Raw genomic sequence first — 19,690 nt, forward strand, 5'->3', positions numbered from 1 at the left:
TTTTATTTTATTCTATTCAGACCATTAATAAATAAGCCGATAAAATAGGTAATACTCAAAAAAGGTGTGTAATTTATGATAATAAAGGTTGATCAAGGGAAACAGATATCCGTTTTAGACATAACGGAAGAATTTGAAAAAATATGGACGGAATGCCTGGAAGCTATTTACCATGAGGATAGAATTATTCATCATGTGCAAATCGATGGACACTATTATTATAGCGATTACGAGAATTACATTAAGAATAATATGGGGTTGACAAAGGAAGTTCATGTTATATCCTCTTCGCGACAAGAAAGTATATCCGAAACTGAAACTGCTTTGTCTGAATATCTGACCAGGTATATTCCCGTAATGAACAATATCGCGAATAAGCTCTACGGTGATGTATCCCCTGAAACATGGGAAGAGTTTGCTGCTGGGTTAAAGGGCCTTCAATGGATAATGAGTTCGTTTGAGTTTTTGCGGTTTTTATATGAAACCGGATCAGAAGAAAAAAAACTTATTCAGGATGGTTGTTCTCAATTATCGCAAATCGTTAAAGAACTCGATAATGAGATGCAGAGTGATCATTTGGTAGGTGTGGCGGATCTGCTACAATATGAGCTATTGCCTTTTCTAAATAGTTTCCTTACTGATGAAAGATAAGGATGGTTTGAGTATATGAGCGTATTCGATAGAAACATACATTTCCTTGAGCAAAATTATCCCCAGTTGCTTCCGATTATTAATAGTGGCGATTTTAGTTCCTGCACACGTCTTACCACCAAAAACCAAGAACCAAACATCATTTTGAACATGGACGGAACCGAAACCTATCTTCATAGTAAGTATAACGCTGAAGAAGAAGCGCGAAAATGGGTTCTATCACTTGATGAATCGGTTATACTGTCTGAACACATATTAATTGTCGGCTGCGGCCTAGGATTTTTTTTAGAACAACTGCTCCATCATTCAAAGTCTTCTTCAATTTATATTTACGAACCAAATGTTCAGGTTTTGAAAGAATGGGCGCATTTCAGAGATATGACAAAGGCGTTATCGTACCCGAAAGTTCGTTTATTTGTTGTCGGGGAGGACGAGCTTTTTCATTCGGTTATAGCTCAAACTGTTTCTTCTTATGTATCAAACACGTTTAGCATTATATCTCCACCTGTTTATAAAAGAATGTATCCGAATCTAGCAAACGAATTGCAGCAGAAAATTAGAGATGCCCTGTATGCCCATAAAACGAATCAAGCAACACTTAGCAGCTTTAACAAAGAGTGGCTTGAGAATGTATTGTATAATTTACCATATGTTCAAGAGGCTAACTCGACAGTTAAGTTCAAAGATAGCTTTAAGGGAGCCACGGCTATTATCGTCGGATCTGGTCCGTCATTAAAATATGATGTTGATTATCTGAGATCTTTAAAGTCAAAGTGTCTCATTATATCGGCAGGTTCAAGTATTCAAGCTTTGTTGCATCATGGAATTTCACCACATTTAATCGTGTCTATGGATGGTGGGATTCCAAATTATAAGGTCTTTGAAAACACTGACACAGGGAATGTTCCCTTGGTATTTTGTTCTCAAATCAATTATCGAATTGTAGAAAATTATAAAGCCCCATTATTCTCTTCCATACTGGAGACGGATGCATTAACTCCTTCAATCATTGGATCAGAGTCGCTACCTAGTTTTCAATCTACTACATCGGTAACGGGCACGGCGATGCAGTTAGCAGTATATATGGGGGCTTCAGAAATTGTCCTAACAGGACAGGACCTCTCCTACCCAGAACGGCAATATTACACACCCGGTGTTAGCCACATCAGTACCGACATTATGGATAGCGAATTAAATGGAGCAAAAGAGTTAGTGCCAAATGTGGATGGTGGAGAAAACCCGACGACCTTAAAAATGAAGGTTACATTAAATGATCTTGGGTTACTAGTTCAATTAATTCAACTTCAAGGGGTTAGGGTAATCAATGCATCGAAACATGGAGCAATAATCCCGAATACAGAATGGAAGCCAATGGAAGAGCTAATGTCTCAATGGTTGGAGAACAAAGACCAAGATTTTAGTGTTGATAGATTTGCATCAACTTATTCACATGAAGATAAATTCGAGAAATTTTCTATGGTTAAAGACGATATTCAAAAGCTTTACATGAAAACAAAAGAACAAGACAAACGAATTGTCAAATTGATAAATCTCATGGAACAGTTAGCAGATAGTGCAAGTAACGGAAACATGAGCACCCTATCGAAAAGATTGGTTGAAATTGATAAATTATGGACAACAATTACACGGCAAGATATCTATAAACTGCTCTATTCATTTGCACTTAAGCACCACATTGATATATATATGCGACATGTAACTGCTATTGTTGAAACACAAAATCAACGACAGAAGTCAGTCCTTATTGTGGAACATCTAGGTAAACTGGTTAAGGCGATGAACGACTTGACTCCGGAACTGTATGAAATTCTGAACAAAAGCATGGATAGAGTTGATATACTAAAAGGCAAATTAGGTGATGTCAGTTATGAACGGACAATTTAAAGGATCTAAGGTACTGATCGTCGGTGGTACAGGTACAATTGGCCAAAGCTTACTTCGTGAAATTCTCTTGGACAATCCCGATGTTATTCGTATACTCAGCCGTGACGAATATAAACAATTTCAACTGCAACAAGAATATAAGGAATACACAAATATTCGCTATTTGATTGGAGATGTTAGGGATTATAATCGTGTTGAAAGAGCTATGCAAGACATCGATTATGTCTTTCATACAGCCGCTATGAAACACGTCCCTGCTTGCGAGTACAATCCATTTGAAGCAGTTCAAACGAATATACTTGGAACTCAAAATGTTATACAGGCAGCTCTTGCCTGCGATGTGAAGAAGGTTGTATTTACGAGCACGGACAAAGCCATCTCCCCAACGAATACGTATGGAGCCTCTAAGTTAATGGCGGAAAGGCTAATGTCGGCAGCTCAGTTTCAAGCTGGTACCAAAAAAACAATATTTGCAGCCGTTCGTTTTGGTAATGTCATGGGTTCTAGAGGTTCAGTCATTCCATTATTTAAATGGCAGGTAGAAGAAAAAGGGAAAATAACAATTACCTGTAAAGAGATGACTAGATTCATGATGAGTTTACGGCAAGCGACGGAACTCACAATTAAAGCTATGCACATAGCAAAGGGCGGAGAGACCTTTGTACTGAAGATGCCCGTTGTGAGATTAATGGATTTAGCAAATATCGTTGTGCAATCAACCTCATCTACTTTAAATATTCCATCAAGTGAAATAGGTATAGAAGAGATCGGGATCAGACCTGGTGAGAAGATGTATGAGGAATTAATGACTGAAGAAGAATCAATTTCCGCTAAGGAAACAGACGAAATGTTTATAATCACCAATTCATTCTTAGGGAATCGTGACTATGCAGGTGCCGTGGCCTCAAAAAAACAGAGTTACAGTTCACATGGTTTGACTCCACTTTCTATAGAGGAGCTTCAACATCTGCTGGTTTCCGAAAATCTTATTAGAATTCAATAATAGTATAGAAACAGGTGAATACCATGAAAGTGGTCGCCATAATACAGGCTAGGATGGGATCGACGAGGCTGCCGGGAAAAGTACTGAAGGATTTATTTGGTAAATCCGTATTAAATCATGTAATTGATAGAGTGCAAAACGTTAAAGAAATTGATCAGGTAGTGGTAGCGACCACCGTACTGGAAAGTGACGATCCAATTGTTGCTGAGGCTTGTAAAGCTGGTGCAGGAGTTTACCGAGGGGAAGAGCAAGATGTGCTCTCTCGTTATTATGGAGCAGCGCTAGATGAAAAGGCAGATCTTGTTGTCCGCATTACATCCGACTGCCCTTTAGTTGATTCAAAGGTTGTGTCAGAAATAATAACTTTCCACAAACAACATAACTTTGATTATGTTAGTAATACACTTTCAAGGACATTTCCAAGAGGTCTGGATGTAGAAATCTTTACATTTGAAGCATTACAGAAGGCGTATGAGGAAGGTAATCATCCGGAAGAAAGAGAGCATGTAACACCATATATCTATCATAATCCTTCTCTCTTCTCGTTGTATGATTATAAACATTCAGAAGACTTATCTAACTATAGATGGACGCTTGATACTTTAGAAGATTGGAAACTTATACAATCAATCTATGAACATTTATATACTCCACATCAGTATTTTGGATTAGCTGAAACTTTAGAACTTATTCGGAAGAAGCCAGAACTAAGCCAAATAAATGCGCATGTCGAGCAAAAGAAGCTAAGTTATGTGAAGGGTATAATGGGTAAAATAGAATGAAGTTTTTCATAAGGACTGATGCATCAGCGCTAATTGGAACCGGGCACATTATGAGATGTTTGACACTTGCCAATCAACTGAAGCGTTATAATTATGAAGTAACTATTTTATATAGACAAATGCCATCTCATTTTATTCAGACCTTTGATGAGAATGGCTTTTCTTCCATTCATTTGATGAATAACGATCCTTTAGGAAGCAGCCTTGATGCATTGTATGTAACCAAGATTATACAAATGCATAGTGAAATATCTAAATCCGATTGGCTTATTGTTGATCATTATGGGATTGATTGGGTTTGGGAGGCTGAATTCGAAGGAGTTTTTGGAAGTATATTAGTCATTGATGATCTTGCCAATCGAAAACATCAATGTACTTTATTACTAGATGCAAACTTATATCAAAACTACGAAAGCAGATACAATCATTTATTGCATTGTACGGCTAAACAGCTGCTAGGCCCCAAATATGCATTACTACGTGAGGAATTTTTGATTGAACGAAATAAAGAAACGAATAGGGATGAAGAAGGAAGTCTCCATTTGCTGGTTTGTTTTGGTGGAACGGATCCAACAAATGAAACATTAAAGGTTCTTCATGCTCTCCAACCGCTGTTGGAAGACACAAATAAACTTAAAGTGAAGGTCATCCTGGGACAGGCTAATCCGAACATTTCGGTAATTCAATCGAAATGCCACATGCTTAAAAATACAAAGCTACTTATTCAACCTGCTTCTATGGCACGTGAAATGGCTACTTCTGACTTGGCGATCTGTGGTGGAGGTACAATGACTTGGGAGCGCTATTGCATGGGGCTGCCTGCAATAACAATTGCCATAGCAGACAATCAAGTTGAACTAGCAAAAGAAGGACAAGGACAGGGGATAGACCTTTATCTAGGTGAGTCGCAGGCGGTGACTGAAGAAGATATAAGGTCTTGCTTCATTAACCTTTTCAATGGAGTTGAACACTTTCGGAATGCTAGTAAACTGGCTATGGAACTGGTTGATGGTAGAGGTGCTGAACGAGTAACACAGCTGTTACTCTTGGAACAGAGGGGGAGCCAATGATTTTACGTGATGTTAGCCACGAGGATTTTGTGTGGGTATGGGAATGCAGGAATGATGAAACTACACGAAAAAACTCTATAAGTTCTAAGATTATTTCATTGGAAGAGCATTTGCAATGGATGGAGGAATCCATACTTTTATCCGAACGCAAAATGATGATTGCAGTAGAAGAGCATGAGCGAATCGGAATCATTCGATTTGACGTTGAAGATCGTGATACGGCAGTTATTAGCATAAATATTGCTCCAAAGAGTCGTGGGCGTGGCTACAGCCAACACATGCTTGAACATCTAGAAGTGTTAATAAAATCAAACTATAAGGATATACGTACCCTTAAAGCCAATATTAAGAAGGAAAATTTGATATCAATTAAGACTTTTACTAAATCAGGCTTCTCTTTGTATGAAGAAGTTCAAGAGATTATAATTCTAACAAAGTCCTTATATTCCTCGTAATCAAGGGAGAGAATGGTATGAGCAACTTCATCTCTATTTCGCAAAAAAGGGTTGGTTTGGGTTATCGCCCATTGATTATTGCTGAAATGTCCGGTAATCATAACCAATCTCTAGATCGTGCTTTGCAGATTGTTGAGGCTGCTGCAAAGGCAGGAGCGGATGCACTTAAATTGCAAACATACACCCCAGATACAATGACATTAAATATTGATGATGGGGAGTTTTTTATAGAAGATAAGAACAGCCTTTGGGAAGGTAAATCTCTATATAAATTATATGAAGAGGCTTACACCCCATGGGAATGGCACAAGCCAATATTTGACCGGTGTAAAGAGCTGGGAATGCTTGCATTTAGCTCTCCCTTTGATCATACAGCAGTCGATTTCTTAGAGACGTTAGATGTTCCGGCATATAAGGTTGCATCATTCGAGAATGCGGATCTTCCTCTGATTAGAAAGGTTGCTTCAACCGGCAAACCTGTGATCATTTCTACCGGCATGGCTACATTAGCCGAACTTGATGAGGCAGTAAAAGCCTTTAGAGAAACAGGAAATAATCAACTTATTCTTTTGAAATGTACAAGCACTTATCCTGCATCACCAGAAAATACGAATATTTCAACCATTCCTCATATGAGGCAACTCTTTAATTGTGAAGTTGGGCTTTCGGACCATACTTTGGGTATTGGGGTGGCTGTGGCAAGTGTGGCTTTGGGGGCTAGCGTCATAGAGAAGCATTTCACCTTATCAAGAGCAGATGGAGGAGTAGATTCTACGTTTTCCTTAGAACCACATGAACTCCAATCCCTGGTCGAGGAAACAGAGCGTGCCTGGCTATCGTTAGGTTCCGTTAGCTATGGAGCCACAAAAAAAGAAGAGGCATCACTGCAATTTAGACGATCCCTGTATATAGCTGAAGACTTAAAAGAAGGTACCATCCTTTCGGAAAAGAACGTAAGAATTATTCGCCCAGGATATGGACTTTCACCAAAGTTTTATGAGTATGTACTTGGTAAAAAGTTAAATCGGGATGTTGTTAAAGGAACTCCATTATCTTGGGATTTGATCTAAATAGCCTTTTTACTTCTTCATAGGGGGATAAATTATGAACATTCTACTAACCGGCGGAGCCGGTTTTATCGGTCGCTGGGTGGCGAGACAATTGCTCGGCGAAGGACATCATCTATGGATCTTGGACGATTTGTCGAACGGACGAAAGGAAAATCTCCATGAATTCGAAGGCCATCCGGGTTTGGAAGAATTCATTGTTGGATCCATTTTAGATGAGAAGCTACTTGAAGGATTATTTAATGCGCATAATTTCGACATATGCTATCACCTCGGCGCATCCATCAATGTCCAAGACTCGATCGATGATCCGAGCACAACGTTTAATAATGATACAGTCGGCACTTTTTATATCCTTGAACAATGCCGTAGACATAATACGAAGGTAGTCTTCATGAGTACTTGTATGGTTTACGACCGTTGCAATGAGGAAACAGGCATTACTGAATTGCACCCAACCAAACCAGCTTCGCCTTATGCAGGCGCTAAAGTAGCTGCTGAAAATATGGTGCTCTCCTATTATTATGCATATGGCTTGCCTACAGTAGTCATTCGACCATTTAATACTTATGGTCCCTTCCAGAAGACGGGGGGAGAAGGCGGCGTTGTCGCTATTTTTATCAAAAATGAACTAAATGGTTTGGATCTGAATATTTACGGTGACGGTACACAGACAAGAGATTTACTCTACGTAGAAGATTGTGCGAGATTTGTCGTATCAGCGGGATTTTCTGATAAGGTGAATGGTGAAATTGTTAATGCAGGATTAGGAAAGGACATTTCCGTGAATGATTTGGCCCTTCTCATTTCGGGTGATCCGAAGCGGATCAAGCACGTGGAGCATATTCACCCTCAGAGTGAAATTCAAAAGTTGTTATGCAACTCCGATAAGGCTAGTCGTATTCTTAGTTGGAAACCTGAAATTAGCCTCGAAGTGGGTATTCGCCGTACAAGAGAATGGATTCAAAGTGGTGGGTTAGCTTAAAAGGTTAGAAGAAGGGAAGATCAAAATGGCTAATCAACAAGCGCAATCATCCTCATCTCCCGTACGGGCTACACTTTTGCCCTATGGTCAGCAATGGTTGGATGAACAGGATATCGAGGCTGTCGTTCAAGTACTACGCGGTGACTTTCTAACACAAGGACCGGCCATTAAGGCATTTGAGTTAAAAGTAGCTAATTATGTGGGTGCCAAATATGCAGTAGCATTTACGAATGGAACTGCTGCACTTCATGGTGCCTGCTTTGCTGCCCAAATTGGCAAAGGTGATGAAGTCATTACTACACCAATTACATTTTTGGCATCAAGTAATTGTGTGCTCTATCAAGGAGGCACACCTGTATTTGCTGATATTGATATGAATACATACAATATCGATCCAGCACAAATTAAACAGAAAATTACAGCACGAACAAAAGCAATCATTGCAGTAGATTTCACGGGACAGCCAGTAGAGGTAGATCAAATCACTACAATAGCAAGAGATCACAACCTGGTATTCATTCAGGATGCGGCCCATTCATTGGGCTCAACTTATGGTGATCGGAAGATAGGCTCCGTGGCTGATATGACGATGTTTAGTTTTCACCCTGTGAAGCATATTACGACAGGTGAAGGCGGAATTATTACCACAAACAATGAACTATATTTCCGCAGGCTTTTGATGTTCCGAAGTCATGGTATGACAAGAAACCTCGATGAACTCACTAGAAATGATGGGCCATGGTACTATGAAATGCAAGAGCTGGGGTACAACTACAGAATGACCGATATACAAGCAGCATTAGGCGTGAGCCAGATGGATAAGATTGATTCCTTTATAGCTCGAAGACGTGAAATTGCGAAGCGATATACGGAGGCCTTTTCCTCGATGAAAGGGATTGTCATTCCGGCCCAACATGATCTGGCTGACTCTTCATGGCATTTGTATGTACTAAGATGGATCCCGGAATTCTTTAATGGAGACAGGAAAGCCATATTCAAGGCATTAAGGGAAGAAAATATCGGTGTTAATGTACACTACATTCCCGTATATCTACAACCGTATTACCAGCAGTTGGGGTATGAACAGGGGATTTGCCCAAATGCTGAGACTTACTATAGTTCAGCTATAACCATTCCGTGTTTCCCCAAAATGCAGGATACCGATGTGGATGATGTTATCGCTGCAGTGGAGAAGGTATATGGCAGATTTCTAAAATAAAACCATTCAGCTCTCTAAAAATGGCGTTGTAAACATGATTGTCCTTTAAAGACGAAGTGAAGGATAACAATCTCAGCCTCTTTCCTTATTATCAGGTCAACCAGTCTGTTCTGGTTGGCCTATTTTTTGATCGGTCTTTGATAGCGGCGCTTCTTGAAGGGCATGGTTGCTGCTTATCCTTATTACCCCCCTACCCCCGCGCATATGCTGTTCAAGGGGATGATGGCCTGACAGCAGGCTTTAGGCAAACCGTTTGAGACAGTGGAGGCCTACGTCGGCTTACTGCAGTGGTTGTTACAAGGCTTGCCATCGAATGCCTACGAATCTTTCCTCTATTTATCATCCACCTGCGTGTATAGCGGGCTACCCGACGGAAAAAGCGGAAGAGGGCTCATCACTCTCCGTCAATCCAATTCAATCGGTAACCTATTGGCCGAGTGCATTTTTTCATAATATATCCCGAGAGTAGCCATTTGGTATAGTTGGAAATTTGCAAAAGCTTCACTTGTGCACAAAGTTATCCACAGGCTGTGCATAATGTGTGTAAATGGAATGTAAACAATGAAAACAAGCTTTCATGGCATGTGGGCATTGTGAAGAACTTGAAGGTTGTCGAATATTCTGAAAATTATCGCGAGAAACGCTCGGTTTCAGGAAGAAATTAGGGACTAAAACGGCGCAGGCGAGGATACTGGCGAAAACGCACGAATGCGCTAGGAAATGAGACATGCGTCACTAAGCACGTTTGACATGGCTTGGCTTAGAATGGTATAGTCAAAAAGTGAAAGCCTTGGGCTTTTTATTTGAAAATGAAGGGAATGTGTGTAAATGCAAGGTCGTGTTAAATGGTTTAACGCAGAAAAAGGTTACGGTTTCATCGAGACCGAAGAAGGCGGAGACGTATTCGTTCACTTCTCAGCTATCCAATCTGACGGTTTCAAATCTTTGGACGAAGGCCAACAAGTTGAATTCGACATCGTCGAAGGCGCTCGCGGTCCGCAAGCCGCTAACGTTGTAAAACTGTAAGGGTCGGCGGAAGAGCCGCTCCCAACATAGATGGTTATCGGCTCCAAAAAGCACTCCGAATTATTTCGGGGTGTTTTTTGTTGTGGGGATGTCTCCTGTGGAAAAGGGACAGACGGTTAGTTTTGTGATGTTTCTCATATATTGGAGATGATCGTAAAGAGTTCTTAAAAGTTTCATACGATTTGTCCGTTTTTGTTAAGTTCTTGTTTTGATGTAATAGCTTATCTATATTATAATGAAGTAGAAAGGAGGAGTATCCATGAAGTATACCATTCGCGGAAAGAACCTTGAGGTAACGGAAGCTTTACGCGACTACGTGCAAAAAAGGCTTGGCCGATTGGAAAAGTATTTTGAAGCTCCCCCGACCTCTGATGTTACGGTTACGCTAAGCGTCGTTCGTGACAGCCAAAACGTAGAGGTGACTATCCCCTTGACCGGAGGCATTCTCCGGGCTGAAGTGAAAGGCGGCGATATGTACGCTTCCATCGATCTCGTCACCGAGAAACTGGAGCGGCAAATCCGCAAGCTGAAGACGAAAGCGAACAGAAAAATCCGTGAAATGGGCGGGATGCGGACCTTCAAGGAAGATCCCAAACTGCCGGACATGCATGACGAAGACGAGCAATTTGAGCTTGTTCGGACAAAGCGGTTTACTCTGAAACCGATGAATGTGGAGGAGGCCATCCTCCAAATGAACATGGTCGGGCACAATTTCTTCGTGTTTTCCAATTCAGAATCTGCCGAAGAGGTGAACGTCGTTTATAAACGAAACGATGGAACCTACGGTTTGATTGAGCCCGCCAATTAACAAATAATAGTTAAATGGCCCGGTCCTGAAACGGATCGGGCTTTGATGCGTATATAAGATGATTAAGGTACTGTTGCTACGAGGTCTTGAACCTGTTACAATTTTTGTAATGCTTTTTAGGTGCGATGAAGGAATATGTGATTTTTGAAAGGGGTTTACCCATGCTTGGACTCGTAAAAAAGGTGTTTGGGGATTCCAACGAGCGCGACATCAAACGAATGATGAAAACGGTCGAGCGAATCAATGAGATGGAACTGCGGTTTTCCGGCTTGTCGGACGAGCAGCTCCTGGCGAAGACCGATGAATACAAGGAACGTTACGCCAAAGGCGAAACGTTGGAGGATTTGATGCCCGAAGCGTTTGCGACGGTGCGTGAAGCGGCTAAACGGACGCTGGGACAGCGGCATTTTGACGTACAGCTGGTCGGAGGTATGGCGCTTCATGAAGGTCGGATCGCCGAGATGAAGACCGGGGAAGGGAAAACCCTCACTGGTACGCTTTCGGTTTACTTGAACGCACTGACGGGGCAAGGGGTTCACCTGGTTACGGTCAACGATTATCTGGCGACGGTAGGCGCGGAGCAAATGGGGAAAATCTATAATTTCCTCGGTTTGACTGTCGGCCTCAATCTCCACGATATGAGCCATGATGAAAAACAGCAAGCCTATGCTTGCGATATCACATATGGTACGAACAACGAATTCGGCTTTGACTATCTGCGGGACAACATGGTGCTCTATAAAGAGCAAATGGTACAGCGGCCCTTGTATTATGCCATCGTCGACGAAGTGGACTCGATTCTCATTGACGAAGCGCGGACTCCGCTTATTATTTCCGGCCAGGCGGCAAAATCGACGGAGATGTACTCCACGGCGGATCGTTTTGTGAACAAGCTGAAGCAGGACACGGACTACACCGTCGATATCAAGCTAAAGTCCGTCGCTTTGACGGAGGAAGGCGTGGCGAAGGCAGAACGGGCGTTTAGCGTAGATAACCTCTACTCTCATGAGCACGTAACCTTGAACCATCACATCGTTCAGGCTTTGAAGGCCAACGTCATCATGAAGCGGGACGTAGATTACGTTGTTCAAGATGAAGAGGTCGTCATTGTCGACGAGTTTACCGGTCGTCTGATGACCGGCCGCCGCTACAGCGAAGGCTTGCACCAAGCCATTGAAGCGAAAGAACAAATCAAGATTCAAAACGAAAGCATGACGCTGGCGACGATTACCTTCCAAAACTACTTCCGGATGTATAAAAAACTGGCCGGCATGACCGGTACGGCGAAGACAGAGGAAGAAGAGTTCAAGAAGATCTACGGGCTGGAAGTTCTCGTTGTACCGACTAATAAGCCGATGATCCGTAAGGATATGCCCGATGTGGTCTATAAAACGGAAATGAGCAAGTTCCGCGCAGCCGTGAACGAGATCGTAGATCGGCATAAGGTCAATCAGCCGGTACTGGTCGGTACGGTTTCCATCGAGCACTCGGAGCTTTTGTCGGAGTTACTGAAGAAGAAGGGCATTAAGCACCAAGTACTGAATGCCAAGTATCACCGGGAGGAAGCGGAAATTGTCTCCCTGGCTGGTCAACCGGGCGCAGTCACCATTGCGACCAACATGGCAGGTCGTGGTACGGATATTTTGCTGGGTGAAGGAGTTCCGGAGCTTGGCGGATTGCATATCATAGGTACGGAGCGTCACGAAAGCCGACGGATCGACAATCAGCTGCGGGGCCGTTCTGGACGTCAAGGCGACCCGGGTTCGTCCCAGTTTTACATCTCCCTGGAAGATGAACTGATGCGCCGCTTCGGCGCCGAGAACATCATGGGGATGATGGATCGCTTCGGCTTTGAAGAAGACCAACCAATTGAAAGCAAGCTCGTTTCGAAGGCGATCGAATCTGCCCAGAAGCGGGTTGAAGGCAACAACTTCGACGTGCGGAAGGTCGTTCTGCAATATGACGACGTGATGAACCAGCAGCGGAATATTATCTACAAACAGCGCAAAGAAGTGCTGGAGTCGGAAAATATCCGCGGTATTGTTGAAGGCATGCTGGAGCCGGTTCTGGACCGGGCTATTGCGGCGAATATGGCGAAGGAACAGATTCCTGAAGAATGGGATCTGGAGGCGCTGGTTCGCTACATCCACGGCACCTTCCTGCCGGAAGGCACTTTCACTAAAGAGGATCTCTGGGGTAAGGAACCGGAAGAGGTCATCGAGCTTGTTCAAGAGAAGATCAAGAAGCTGTACGATGAGCGGGAAGAGCAAATCGGTCCGGAAAATATGCGCGAGTTTGAAAAGGTCGTCGTTCTGCGTGCCGTCGACAGCAAGTGGATGGATCACATCGACGCCATGGATCAGCTTCGTCAAGGCATTCACCTTCGTGCTTACGGCGGTACCGATCCGCTGCGTGAGTATCAGTTTGAAGGCTTCGAGATGTTCCAGGAGATGGTCGAAAGCGTCCAGGAGGAAGTTTCCAAGTACATCATGAAGGCGCAAGTCGAAGTGAACCTGGAACGGGAAGCGGTGGCCGAAGGCCAAGCGGTTACTCCTGGAGAGTCGGCTGAAAAGCGCCCGGTGAAGAAGAAAGAAGCGGAGAAAATCGGCCGCAACGATCCTTGCCCATGCGGCAGCGGCAAGAAGTACAAGCACTGCCACGGGCTGGCTTAAAAGGGAATAGATGAAGGGGGATGAACCCTACGACGGCGCGTGCGCTGCCGGGTTTGTCCCTCTCCCGTTTATGAGAGCATTTTAAAACAAAAAAGGGAGAGATAATAATGTTGGATTCCGTGAAGGTGAAGCAGGACCTGCGTGAGGTTGCAGGTCGATTACAGGCGTTAAGGGGGTCACTTTGACTTAGATCTCAAGCTGGAGCAAATTGCCGACTTTGAGGAAAAGATGAGCGCGCCTGACTTTTGGGACGATAGCGACCGGGCACAAAAAGTGATCGCCGATCTGAATGCCATCAAATCGGTGGTAACGGATTTTGAGGGCCTAAGCGGCGAATATGACGATCTTGCGGTGATGCTGGAGCTGGTGGAGGACGAAGGGGAAGACGGCGAGAGCATGCTTCCTGATCTGGCGGCAGGTACGGCGGAGCTGGTGAAAAAGCTGGAGACTTATGAGCTGCAGCTTTTACTTAGCGAGCCTTACGATAAGCTCAACGCGATTTTGGAGTTGCATCCGGGTGCAGGCGGCACGGAGTCCCAGGATTGGGCGGATATGCTCTTGCGCATGTACCGCCGCTGGGGTGAACGCCGCGGCTTCAAGGTTGAAGTGCTGGACTATCTGCCCGGTGATGAGGCCGGTGTGAAGAGCGTAACCCTTTTGCTCAAAGGCTACAATGCTTACGGCTATCTGAAAACGGAAAAAGGCGTACACCGGCTGGTACGGATCTCGCCGTTTGACGCGTCGGGACGCCGCCATACGTCTTTCGTTTCTTGTGACGTTGTGCCAGAGATCGACGACACCGTGGAGATCGATATTCGCACGGAGGACTTGAAGGTGGATGTATACCGTTCCAGCGGCGCTGGCGGTCAGCACATCAACACGACGGATTCTGCTGTACGGATGACCCACATCCCTACTGGCATCATTGTATCGTGTCAGACGGAGCGCTCCCAGATTAAGAACCGCGAGCGGTGTATGACGATGCTGCGTTCCAAGCTGTACGAGCGGAGGATTGAGGAGCAGAAGAAGGAACTGGCGGAAATCCGCGGTGAGCAATCCGATATCGCTTGGGGCAGCCAGATTCGTTCATACGTGTTCCATCCGTACAGTATGGTGAAGGACCACCGCACCGGTGCTGAAACCGGCAACGTGGGCGCCGTCATGGACGGGGAGATCGATTTCCTGATTGATGCTTATCTGCGCAAGCAGATCAATAGGGAGCCAGAGCAAGAATAAGTGGGATTAACCGTATAGGCAGAATACCCACCTTGGAATGTGCACGGTCGTGCGAGGATACTATGGAAAGGCGAGAGGAGACGGAAGGGTGCCTACAGCATTCGGTGTTTTGCCTTTGGTTTTGGACATGAACGCGGGAAATGGCAACAAGATGACGGCTCACGCTTCCTTGTTATGGGATGACCAGGATGTTTTCCTGGTGGATACGGGTATTGTGGGTCAGCTTGATGTTATCCGAAAAGCGATGGCATCGGCCGGATTTCCTTTCGAGAAGCTCACGGGCGTTATCCTCACCCATCAGGACCGTGACCACATTGGTGGATTGCCGGAGCTGCTTGAGGCAAAGAGCGGTAGCCTTAAGGTGCTGGCTCATGAGTTGGCATTACCTTATCTGGCAGGTGAGATTCCTTTGGTCAAAAGCGGAGCTACAGTGAAGCCGCCGCTTCAGGTTGATCAAATCTTGCAGGATGGCGATGAGCTTTCGTTGGCTGGAGGCGTCATCGTGATTCATACGCCGGGACACACTCCGGATCACATTTGCCTTTATCACAAGCCGAGCCGGACGCTTATATCCGGGGATGCGCTGATTGCGGAAAACGGCGTCCTTTTGCCGCCAGATCCGCAGTTTACGCCAGCCTACGAGCAAGCTTTGAGTTCGGTCGCCAAACTCTGTGACCTGGAAGTCGACACGGTGATCGCTTATCATGGCGGCGTCTGCACAGAGTTGGTTGCGGAACGGCTTGCCAGTATCGCACAACGTCAGGATTGAGAAAATAGAGAAACGTCGGGCATAGCCTGGCGTTTTTTTTGTTGTTATGGAGTTCGTTGATAACGAATATGCATTATGTTGCATAAATATGCAGCTGGATAGATCGTTTTTTAACAAGGAAGACGAATGAACTATTTTGTAAAGATAACTGGGCAGCTATTGCGGAAAACAGGATAGAATGATACCTTTCATGTGGAAACGCTTGGGAGGCACGCAGTGTCCATAATAGGTGGAATGTGGCGCCGTTGTGGATGGTTGAACGGAGGAAGAATCGATAAATCTCCGCGGGAGGAATGACTCATGAAGGAAACATCGATCGGAATGGAGCGTTTGCGGCGGCAGCATCTCGCGGGTTCGGTTTTGGACAAGCCGGAGCAAATCGTCCGCTCTCTTGGTGCGATGCAGGCACAGGATTATCATCAGGCGGTATGGGCGGTGGGTTCTCGCATGGGGAACGTAAACCGTGGGCTGTCAGATGTAATCAATGCTATTGCGGAGGGGAAAATCATTCTGAGCTGGTCGCTGCGCGGAACCATTCATTTGATGGCTGCTGAAGATGCGGGGTGGATGATCAAGCTGTCGGGTCAGCGAATCGCGAATTCGGGGAAGCGGAGGCTGGCAGAACTGGAGCTTGATGATGGAACGCTGGAGCGCTGCCGCACAATTCTTTACAAGGCGCTGGCTGGCGGACAAAGGGTTGACCGCCCCAGCCTCATGCAGCGGTTGGAACAAGAGGGGATCAGCACCGCGGGTCAACGGGGCTATCATATTTTATGGCACAGTGCGTATGAGGGGTTAATTTGCTTCGGACCGGTGATCGTAAAGCAGCAAAGCTTTGTCCTCGTGGAGGAGTGGGTGAAAGAAAGGCGTGAGCTGAGCCGGGAGGAGTCGCTGGTTGAGCTGGCCCGGCGGTATTATTCATCTCATGGCCCGGCGACGGTTCAAGACTTCGCATGGTGGTCGGGGATGACGTTGACCGATGCCCGTACGGGGTTGGATGGGGCGAAGCGGGAGCTGGCGGTTGAAACGGTGGGAGGCTGCGAATACTGGAGGGCGAAGGAGCTTTGCTCTGAAGCTTCTTCGGAGCAGAGTGTTTATCTTCTGGCGGGTTTTGACGAATACCTTCTGGGCTACAAAGACCGCAGCGCCGTTCTTGCTCCTGAAAATGCTCCGCAGGTTGCCCCCGGCAATAACGGGATCTTTCTGCCACTCATGGTAAGGGAAGACGGCCAAGTCATGGGAACGTGGAAGCGGATGGTGAAGAAGAAAGGGCTGGAGGTCGAGTTGAACCCTTTTACCCCGATTGACGGTTATCAAAAGGATTTGGCAGCGAAGGCGGCCGAAGATTACGCTGCATTTATGGGACTTCCACTTCTGAAAATCGTGTAACAAATCAGGGTGGGGGCAATAATAAATGGATTGAATTTTTATACCTTTATACGTATAATAATACATATCTTTTTTACTACATCAGAACTTATAAGGTTATTACTATAAATCATCCTGATTCCGCTCCGGTAAACGCTGCCCGTCCTCTAAGTCGGCATAAGCTGTTTATCCTTGGGGATAACGGATTAAGAGGGGAATGGAAATGATGCAAAACGCGCCGATTCGGGCAGCGATCGTTGGATCTACAGGTTATGGCGGTGTGGAATTGATCCGGCTGCTTTTGAACCACCCCTATGTGCAGATTACGTCGGTCATTTCTTCGTCGACTGCAGGGGCGCCGCTTAAGGATGGGTTTCCCCATTTGACCGGTATTTTGGAAATGGATCTGGACGCTATCGATATACCGCTCATCAAAGAGAAGGCGGATGTGGTTTTTACCGCAACACCCCATGGGGTCAGCGCCGAGCTGGCGCCGCAATTTTTGCAGACTGGTCTCAAGGTAATCGATTTGTCCGGGGATTTCCGTCTGAAATCAGGGGAAACGTACCGCAAATGGTATAAAAAAGAGCCTGCCTCCGCGGAATTGTTGGAGCAAGCTGTGTTTGGACTGGCTGAAGTCTATGGAGAGCAAGTGGAAGGAGCGGACTTCATTTCGAATCCGGGATGCTTCCCGACGGCGACGCTGCTGGGGTTAATTCCTGCCGTTGCGGCAGGATGGGTTGATCCGGACAGCTTGATTATCGATTCCAAAACGGGGGTATCCGGCTCGGGCCGGGGGGCTAATTTAGGGAATCATTATTCGGAGATCAATGAGAATTTCAAGGCCTATAAGGTCAATGCTCATCAGCATACTCCCGAAATCGAGCAGTATTTGGGCGAAGCGGCGGGACGCGAGGTGGCGGTGACGTTTACGACGCATTTGGTGCCGATGACCCGGGGGATTATGAGCACGATGTACGGAAAACTGTCGGATGACCGCGGCGAAGAGGATTTTATTGAGCTGTACCGGCAATTTTATGAAGGACGGCCATTCGTGCGGGTGCGGGGCAAAGGGATTGTACCGGCGACGAAAGAGGTCTGGGGCTCCAATTACTGCGATATCGGCTTTTCGGTGGATCCGCGGACGAAGCGGGTGACCATCATTTCGGTCATCGACAACCTGGTGAAGGGTGCGGCTGGTCAAGCGGTTCAGAATTTGAACCTGATGATGGGCTGGGAGGAGACGGCGGGGTTGCAGATGGCTCCGGTTTATCCATAAGCGTGGTTCAGAACAGGCGAATGATTCGGGATTTATGATGAATGGCATTAAGGATAATTTACTATGGAGGGAATGGGTGGAGCGAGGAATGGGGAAGTCCTTTGAGGTTTTGGATGGTGGAAATGTGACGTCGCCGAAAGGCTTTTTGGCTGGAGGACTTCATAGCGGTCTGAAAAAAGTGGATCGCAATGATCTCGGGCTAATCTATTGCGAAGTGCCGGCAGCGGCGGCGGCGGTGTATACGCTGAATGCGTTTCAGGCGGCGCCGCTTAAGGTGACCCGGGAAAGTATCGCCCGGGAAGGCAAGCTGCAGGCGCTGATCGTCAACAGCGGCAACGCCAACGCCGTGACTGGCGCCCAAGGCGAGGCCGACGCGCAGGAAATGCGCGACCAAACGGCCAGCATCTTGGGCATCGCCGGGCATCTAGTTGGCGTAGCCAGCACCGGCGTCATCGGCGAGCTGCTGCCGATGGACAAAGTGCGCCGCGGCATCGCTAATTTGCCCGGACGACTGAAGGCGGACGGAGGCGATGACTTCTGTCAGGCGATCCTGACCACGGATCTGGTGCAGAAGTCGACGGCGGTCCGCCTGACGGTTGGCGGGCAAGCGGTGACCGTCGCAGGTGCGGCAAAAGGGTCCGGCATGATCCATCCGAACATGGCGACCATGCTCGGATTCATCACGACGGACGCCGCCATCGATGCGGAGCATCTCCATCTGCTGCTCCGTAAGGCGACGGACTCCTCGTTCAACATGATTACGGTTGATGGGGACACCTCCACGAACGATATGGTCGTGGTCATGGCCAGCGGCTTAGCCGCCAATGAACCTCTGAATCCGGAGCATCCGGATTGGGCAGCATTCGCGGAAGCTTTCGGGTTCATCGCTGAGTACTTGGCGAAGGCCATCGCCCGGGATGGCGAAGGTGCTACCAAGCTGGTAGAAGTCAACGTCACCGGCGCTGCTTCAATAGAAAGCGCACGAGCCGTGGCGAAGACGGTAGTCGGATCCAGCCTGGTGAAGTCCGCTTGCTTTGGCGCCGATGCCAACTGGGGACGGATTCTCGCCGCAACGGGGCGGGCGGGTGTAATGGTCGATCCGGAGACGGTAGACGTGCGCTTGGGGGATTTTCTCGTACTTGAACAGTCCCGCCCGGTGCCATTCGACGATCCGGCTGCGACGGAATACTTGAAGGGTAACGAAGTGCAAATTTATGTGAACCTGAACATGGGAACAGCATCGGCAACCGCTTGGGGCTGTGATTTGACTTATGATTATGTGCGGATTAATGCCGCTTATCGGACTTGATAGCAAGTATGAATGCTTTAGTGTTATGGGATAGGTGAACGAACGGATGAGATGGCCGCAAGACAACCGGCGAGAGGAGAACGTTT

17 protein-coding genes are annotated in these 19,690 nt (G+C 46.2%); all 17 read left to right on the forward strand.

Translation table 11 applies throughout. The annotated features are described in order from the left end of the window. Positions 1 to 75 precede the first annotated feature (75 nt). On the forward strand, positions 76 to 651 hold the full coding sequence (locus TJ79_RS21525; RefSeq protein ID WP_040952416.1) for a hypothetical protein: 576 nt from the start codon (positions 76 to 78) through the stop codon (positions 649 to 651). A gap of 15 nt (positions 652 to 666) precedes the next feature. After that, positions 667 to 2,556, forward strand: coding sequence for a motility associated factor glycosyltransferase family protein (locus tag TJ79_RS21530; RefSeq protein ID WP_040952417.1), 1,890 nt, complete (start codon positions 667 to 669; stop codon positions 2,554 to 2,556). Beyond that, on the forward strand, positions 2,540 to 3,559 hold the full coding sequence (locus TJ79_RS21535) for a UDP-N-acetylglucosamine 4,6-dehydratase family protein (RefSeq protein WP_040952418.1): 1,020 nt from the start codon (positions 2,540 to 2,542) through the stop codon (positions 3,557 to 3,559). Before TJ79_RS21530 ends, TJ79_RS21535 begins: the two co-directional genes overlap by 17 nt. Positions 3,560 to 3,582: 23 nt before the next feature. After that, entirely contained in the window at positions 3,583 to 4,341 is a 759-nt protein-coding gene (locus TJ79_RS21540) for a cytidylyltransferase domain-containing protein (protein ID WP_040952419.1), read from the forward strand. Further along, positions 4,338 to 5,411 (forward strand): UDP-2,4-diacetamido-2,4,6-trideoxy-beta-L-altropyranose hydrolase, encoded by a 1,074-nt coding sequence (pseG, locus tag TJ79_RS21545; protein WP_040952420.1) that lies wholly within the window; start codon positions 4,338 to 4,340, stop codon positions 5,409 to 5,411. Before TJ79_RS21540 ends, pseG begins: the two co-directional genes overlap by 4 nt. Further along, on the forward strand, positions 5,408 to 5,866 hold the full coding sequence (locus TJ79_RS21550; protein ID WP_040952421.1) for a GNAT family N-acetyltransferase: 459 nt from the start codon (positions 5,408 to 5,410) through the stop codon (positions 5,864 to 5,866). Before pseG ends, TJ79_RS21550 begins: the two co-directional genes overlap by 4 nt. 17 nt (positions 5,867 to 5,883) lie before the next feature. Beyond that, positions 5,884 to 6,936 (forward strand): pseudaminic acid synthase, encoded by a 1,053-nt coding sequence (pseI, locus tag TJ79_RS21555; protein ID WP_040952422.1) that lies wholly within the window; start codon positions 5,884 to 5,886, stop codon positions 6,934 to 6,936. A 34-nt stretch (positions 6,937 to 6,970) separates the two neighbouring features. Next, complete coding sequence (locus TJ79_RS21560; RefSeq protein WP_040952423.1) at positions 6,971 to 7,918, forward strand: dTDP-glucose 4,6-dehydratase; 948 nt, start codon at positions 6,971 to 6,973, stop codon at positions 7,916 to 7,918. A 25-nt stretch (positions 7,919 to 7,943) separates the two neighbouring features. Next, positions 7,944 to 9,137 (forward strand): UDP-4-amino-4,6-dideoxy-N-acetyl-beta-L-altrosamine transaminase, encoded by a 1,194-nt coding sequence (gene pseC / locus TJ79_RS21565; RefSeq protein ID WP_040952424.1) that lies wholly within the window; start codon positions 7,944 to 7,946, stop codon positions 9,135 to 9,137. An 828-nt stretch (positions 9,138 to 9,965) separates the two neighbouring features. Beyond that, positions 9,966 to 10,163: a cold shock domain-containing protein gene (locus tag TJ79_RS21570; RefSeq protein WP_040952425.1), complete on the forward strand. Its 198-nt coding sequence runs from the start codon at positions 9,966 to 9,968 to the stop codon at positions 10,161 to 10,163. 259 nt (positions 10,164 to 10,422) lie between these two features. Beyond that, positions 10,423 to 10,971, forward strand: coding sequence for a ribosome hibernation-promoting factor, HPF/YfiA family (gene hpf / locus TJ79_RS21575; protein WP_040952426.1), 549 nt, complete (start codon positions 10,423 to 10,425; stop codon positions 10,969 to 10,971). Positions 10,972 to 11,132: 161 nt separating this feature from the next. Further along, the gene (gene secA / locus TJ79_RS21580; protein ID WP_040952427.1) at positions 11,133 to 13,643 is read left to right on the forward strand and encodes a preprotein translocase subunit SecA; all 2,511 of its coding nucleotides are present in this window, start codon (positions 11,133 to 11,135) and stop codon (positions 13,641 to 13,643) included. A 107-nt stretch (positions 13,644 to 13,750) separates the two neighbouring features. Then, positions 13,751 to 14,879 (forward strand): peptide chain release factor 2 gene (prfB, locus tag TJ79_RS21585; protein ID WP_155987988.1). Its coding sequence is split into 2 segments (ribosomal slippage): positions 13,751 to 13,825 and positions 13,827 to 14,879, totalling 1,128 coding nucleotides; the frame shifts between segments, so codons are not numbered across the junction. Positions 14,880 to 14,967: 88 nt separating this feature from the next. Continuing rightward, positions 14,968 to 15,648 carry an MBL fold metallo-hydrolase gene (locus TJ79_RS21590; protein ID WP_238323104.1) on the forward strand — a complete coding sequence of 227 codons (681 nt, stop codon included), beginning with the start codon at positions 14,968 to 14,970 and terminating at the stop codon, positions 15,646 to 15,648. A 300-nt stretch (positions 15,649 to 15,948) separates the two neighbouring features. After that, entirely contained in the window at positions 15,949 to 17,037 is a 1,089-nt protein-coding gene (locus tag TJ79_RS21595) for a winged helix DNA-binding domain-containing protein (RefSeq protein ID WP_040952429.1), read from the forward strand. Positions 17,038 to 17,242: 205 nt separating this feature from the next. Continuing rightward, positions 17,243 to 18,295 (forward strand): N-acetyl-gamma-glutamyl-phosphate reductase, encoded by a 1,053-nt coding sequence (gene argC, locus TJ79_RS21600; RefSeq protein WP_040952456.1) that lies wholly within the window; start codon positions 17,243 to 17,245, stop codon positions 18,293 to 18,295. 88 nt (positions 18,296 to 18,383) lie between these two features. Next, the gene (gene argJ / locus TJ79_RS21605; RefSeq protein WP_040952430.1) at positions 18,384 to 19,604 is read left to right on the forward strand and encodes a bifunctional glutamate N-acetyltransferase/amino-acid acetyltransferase ArgJ; all 1,221 of its coding nucleotides are present in this window, start codon (positions 18,384 to 18,386) and stop codon (positions 19,602 to 19,604) included. Positions 19,605 to 19,690: the final 86 nt, after the last annotated feature.

Origin of the sequence: Gorillibacterium massiliense, assembly GCF_000455485.1 — a bacterium.
GTDB classification, from domain to species: domain Bacteria; phylum Bacillota; class Bacilli; order Paenibacillales; family NBRC-103111; genus Gorillibacterium; species Gorillibacterium massiliense.

What these genes read in the sequence shown, in the direction of transcription:
- TJ79_RS21525 (WP_040952416.1), top strand. Translation starts at nt 76, where the DNA reads ATGATAATAAAGGTTGATCAAGGGAAACAGATATCCGTTTTAGACATA.
- TJ79_RS21530 (WP_040952417.1), top strand. Translation starts at nt 667, where the DNA reads ATGAGCGTATTCGATAGAAACATACATTTCCTTGAGCAAAATTATCCC.
- TJ79_RS21535 (WP_040952418.1), top strand. Translation starts at nt 2,540, where the DNA reads ATGAACGGACAATTTAAAGGATCTAAGGTACTGATCGTCGGTGGTACA.
- TJ79_RS21540 (WP_040952419.1), top strand. Translation starts at nt 3,583, where the DNA reads ATGAAAGTGGTCGCCATAATACAGGCTAGGATGGGATCGACGAGGCTG.
- pseG (WP_040952420.1), top strand. Translation starts at nt 4,338, where the DNA reads ATGAAGTTTTTCATAAGGACTGATGCATCAGCGCTAATTGGAACCGGG.
- TJ79_RS21550 (WP_040952421.1), top strand. Translation starts at nt 5,408, where the DNA reads ATGATTTTACGTGATGTTAGCCACGAGGATTTTGTGTGGGTATGGGAA.
- pseI (WP_040952422.1), top strand. Translation starts at nt 5,884, where the DNA reads ATGAGCAACTTCATCTCTATTTCGCAAAAAAGGGTTGGTTTGGGTTAT.
- TJ79_RS21560 (WP_040952423.1), top strand. Translation starts at nt 6,971, where the DNA reads ATGAACATTCTACTAACCGGCGGAGCCGGTTTTATCGGTCGCTGGGTG.
- pseC (WP_040952424.1), top strand. Translation starts at nt 7,944, where the DNA reads ATGGCTAATCAACAAGCGCAATCATCCTCATCTCCCGTACGGGCTACA.
- TJ79_RS21570 (WP_040952425.1), top strand. Translation starts at nt 9,966, where the DNA reads ATGCAAGGTCGTGTTAAATGGTTTAACGCAGAAAAAGGTTACGGTTTC.
- hpf (WP_040952426.1), top strand. Translation starts at nt 10,423, where the DNA reads ATGAAGTATACCATTCGCGGAAAGAACCTTGAGGTAACGGAAGCTTTA.
- secA (WP_040952427.1), top strand. Translation starts at nt 11,133, where the DNA reads ATGCTTGGACTCGTAAAAAAGGTGTTTGGGGATTCCAACGAGCGCGAC.
- TJ79_RS21595 (WP_040952429.1), top strand. Translation starts at nt 15,949, where the DNA reads ATGAAGGAAACATCGATCGGAATGGAGCGTTTGCGGCGGCAGCATCTC.
- argC (WP_040952456.1), top strand. Translation starts at nt 17,243, where the DNA reads ATGCAAAACGCGCCGATTCGGGCAGCGATCGTTGGATCTACAGGTTAT.
- argJ (WP_040952430.1), top strand. Translation starts at nt 18,384, where the DNA reads ATGGGGAAGTCCTTTGAGGTTTTGGATGGTGGAAATGTGACGTCGCCG.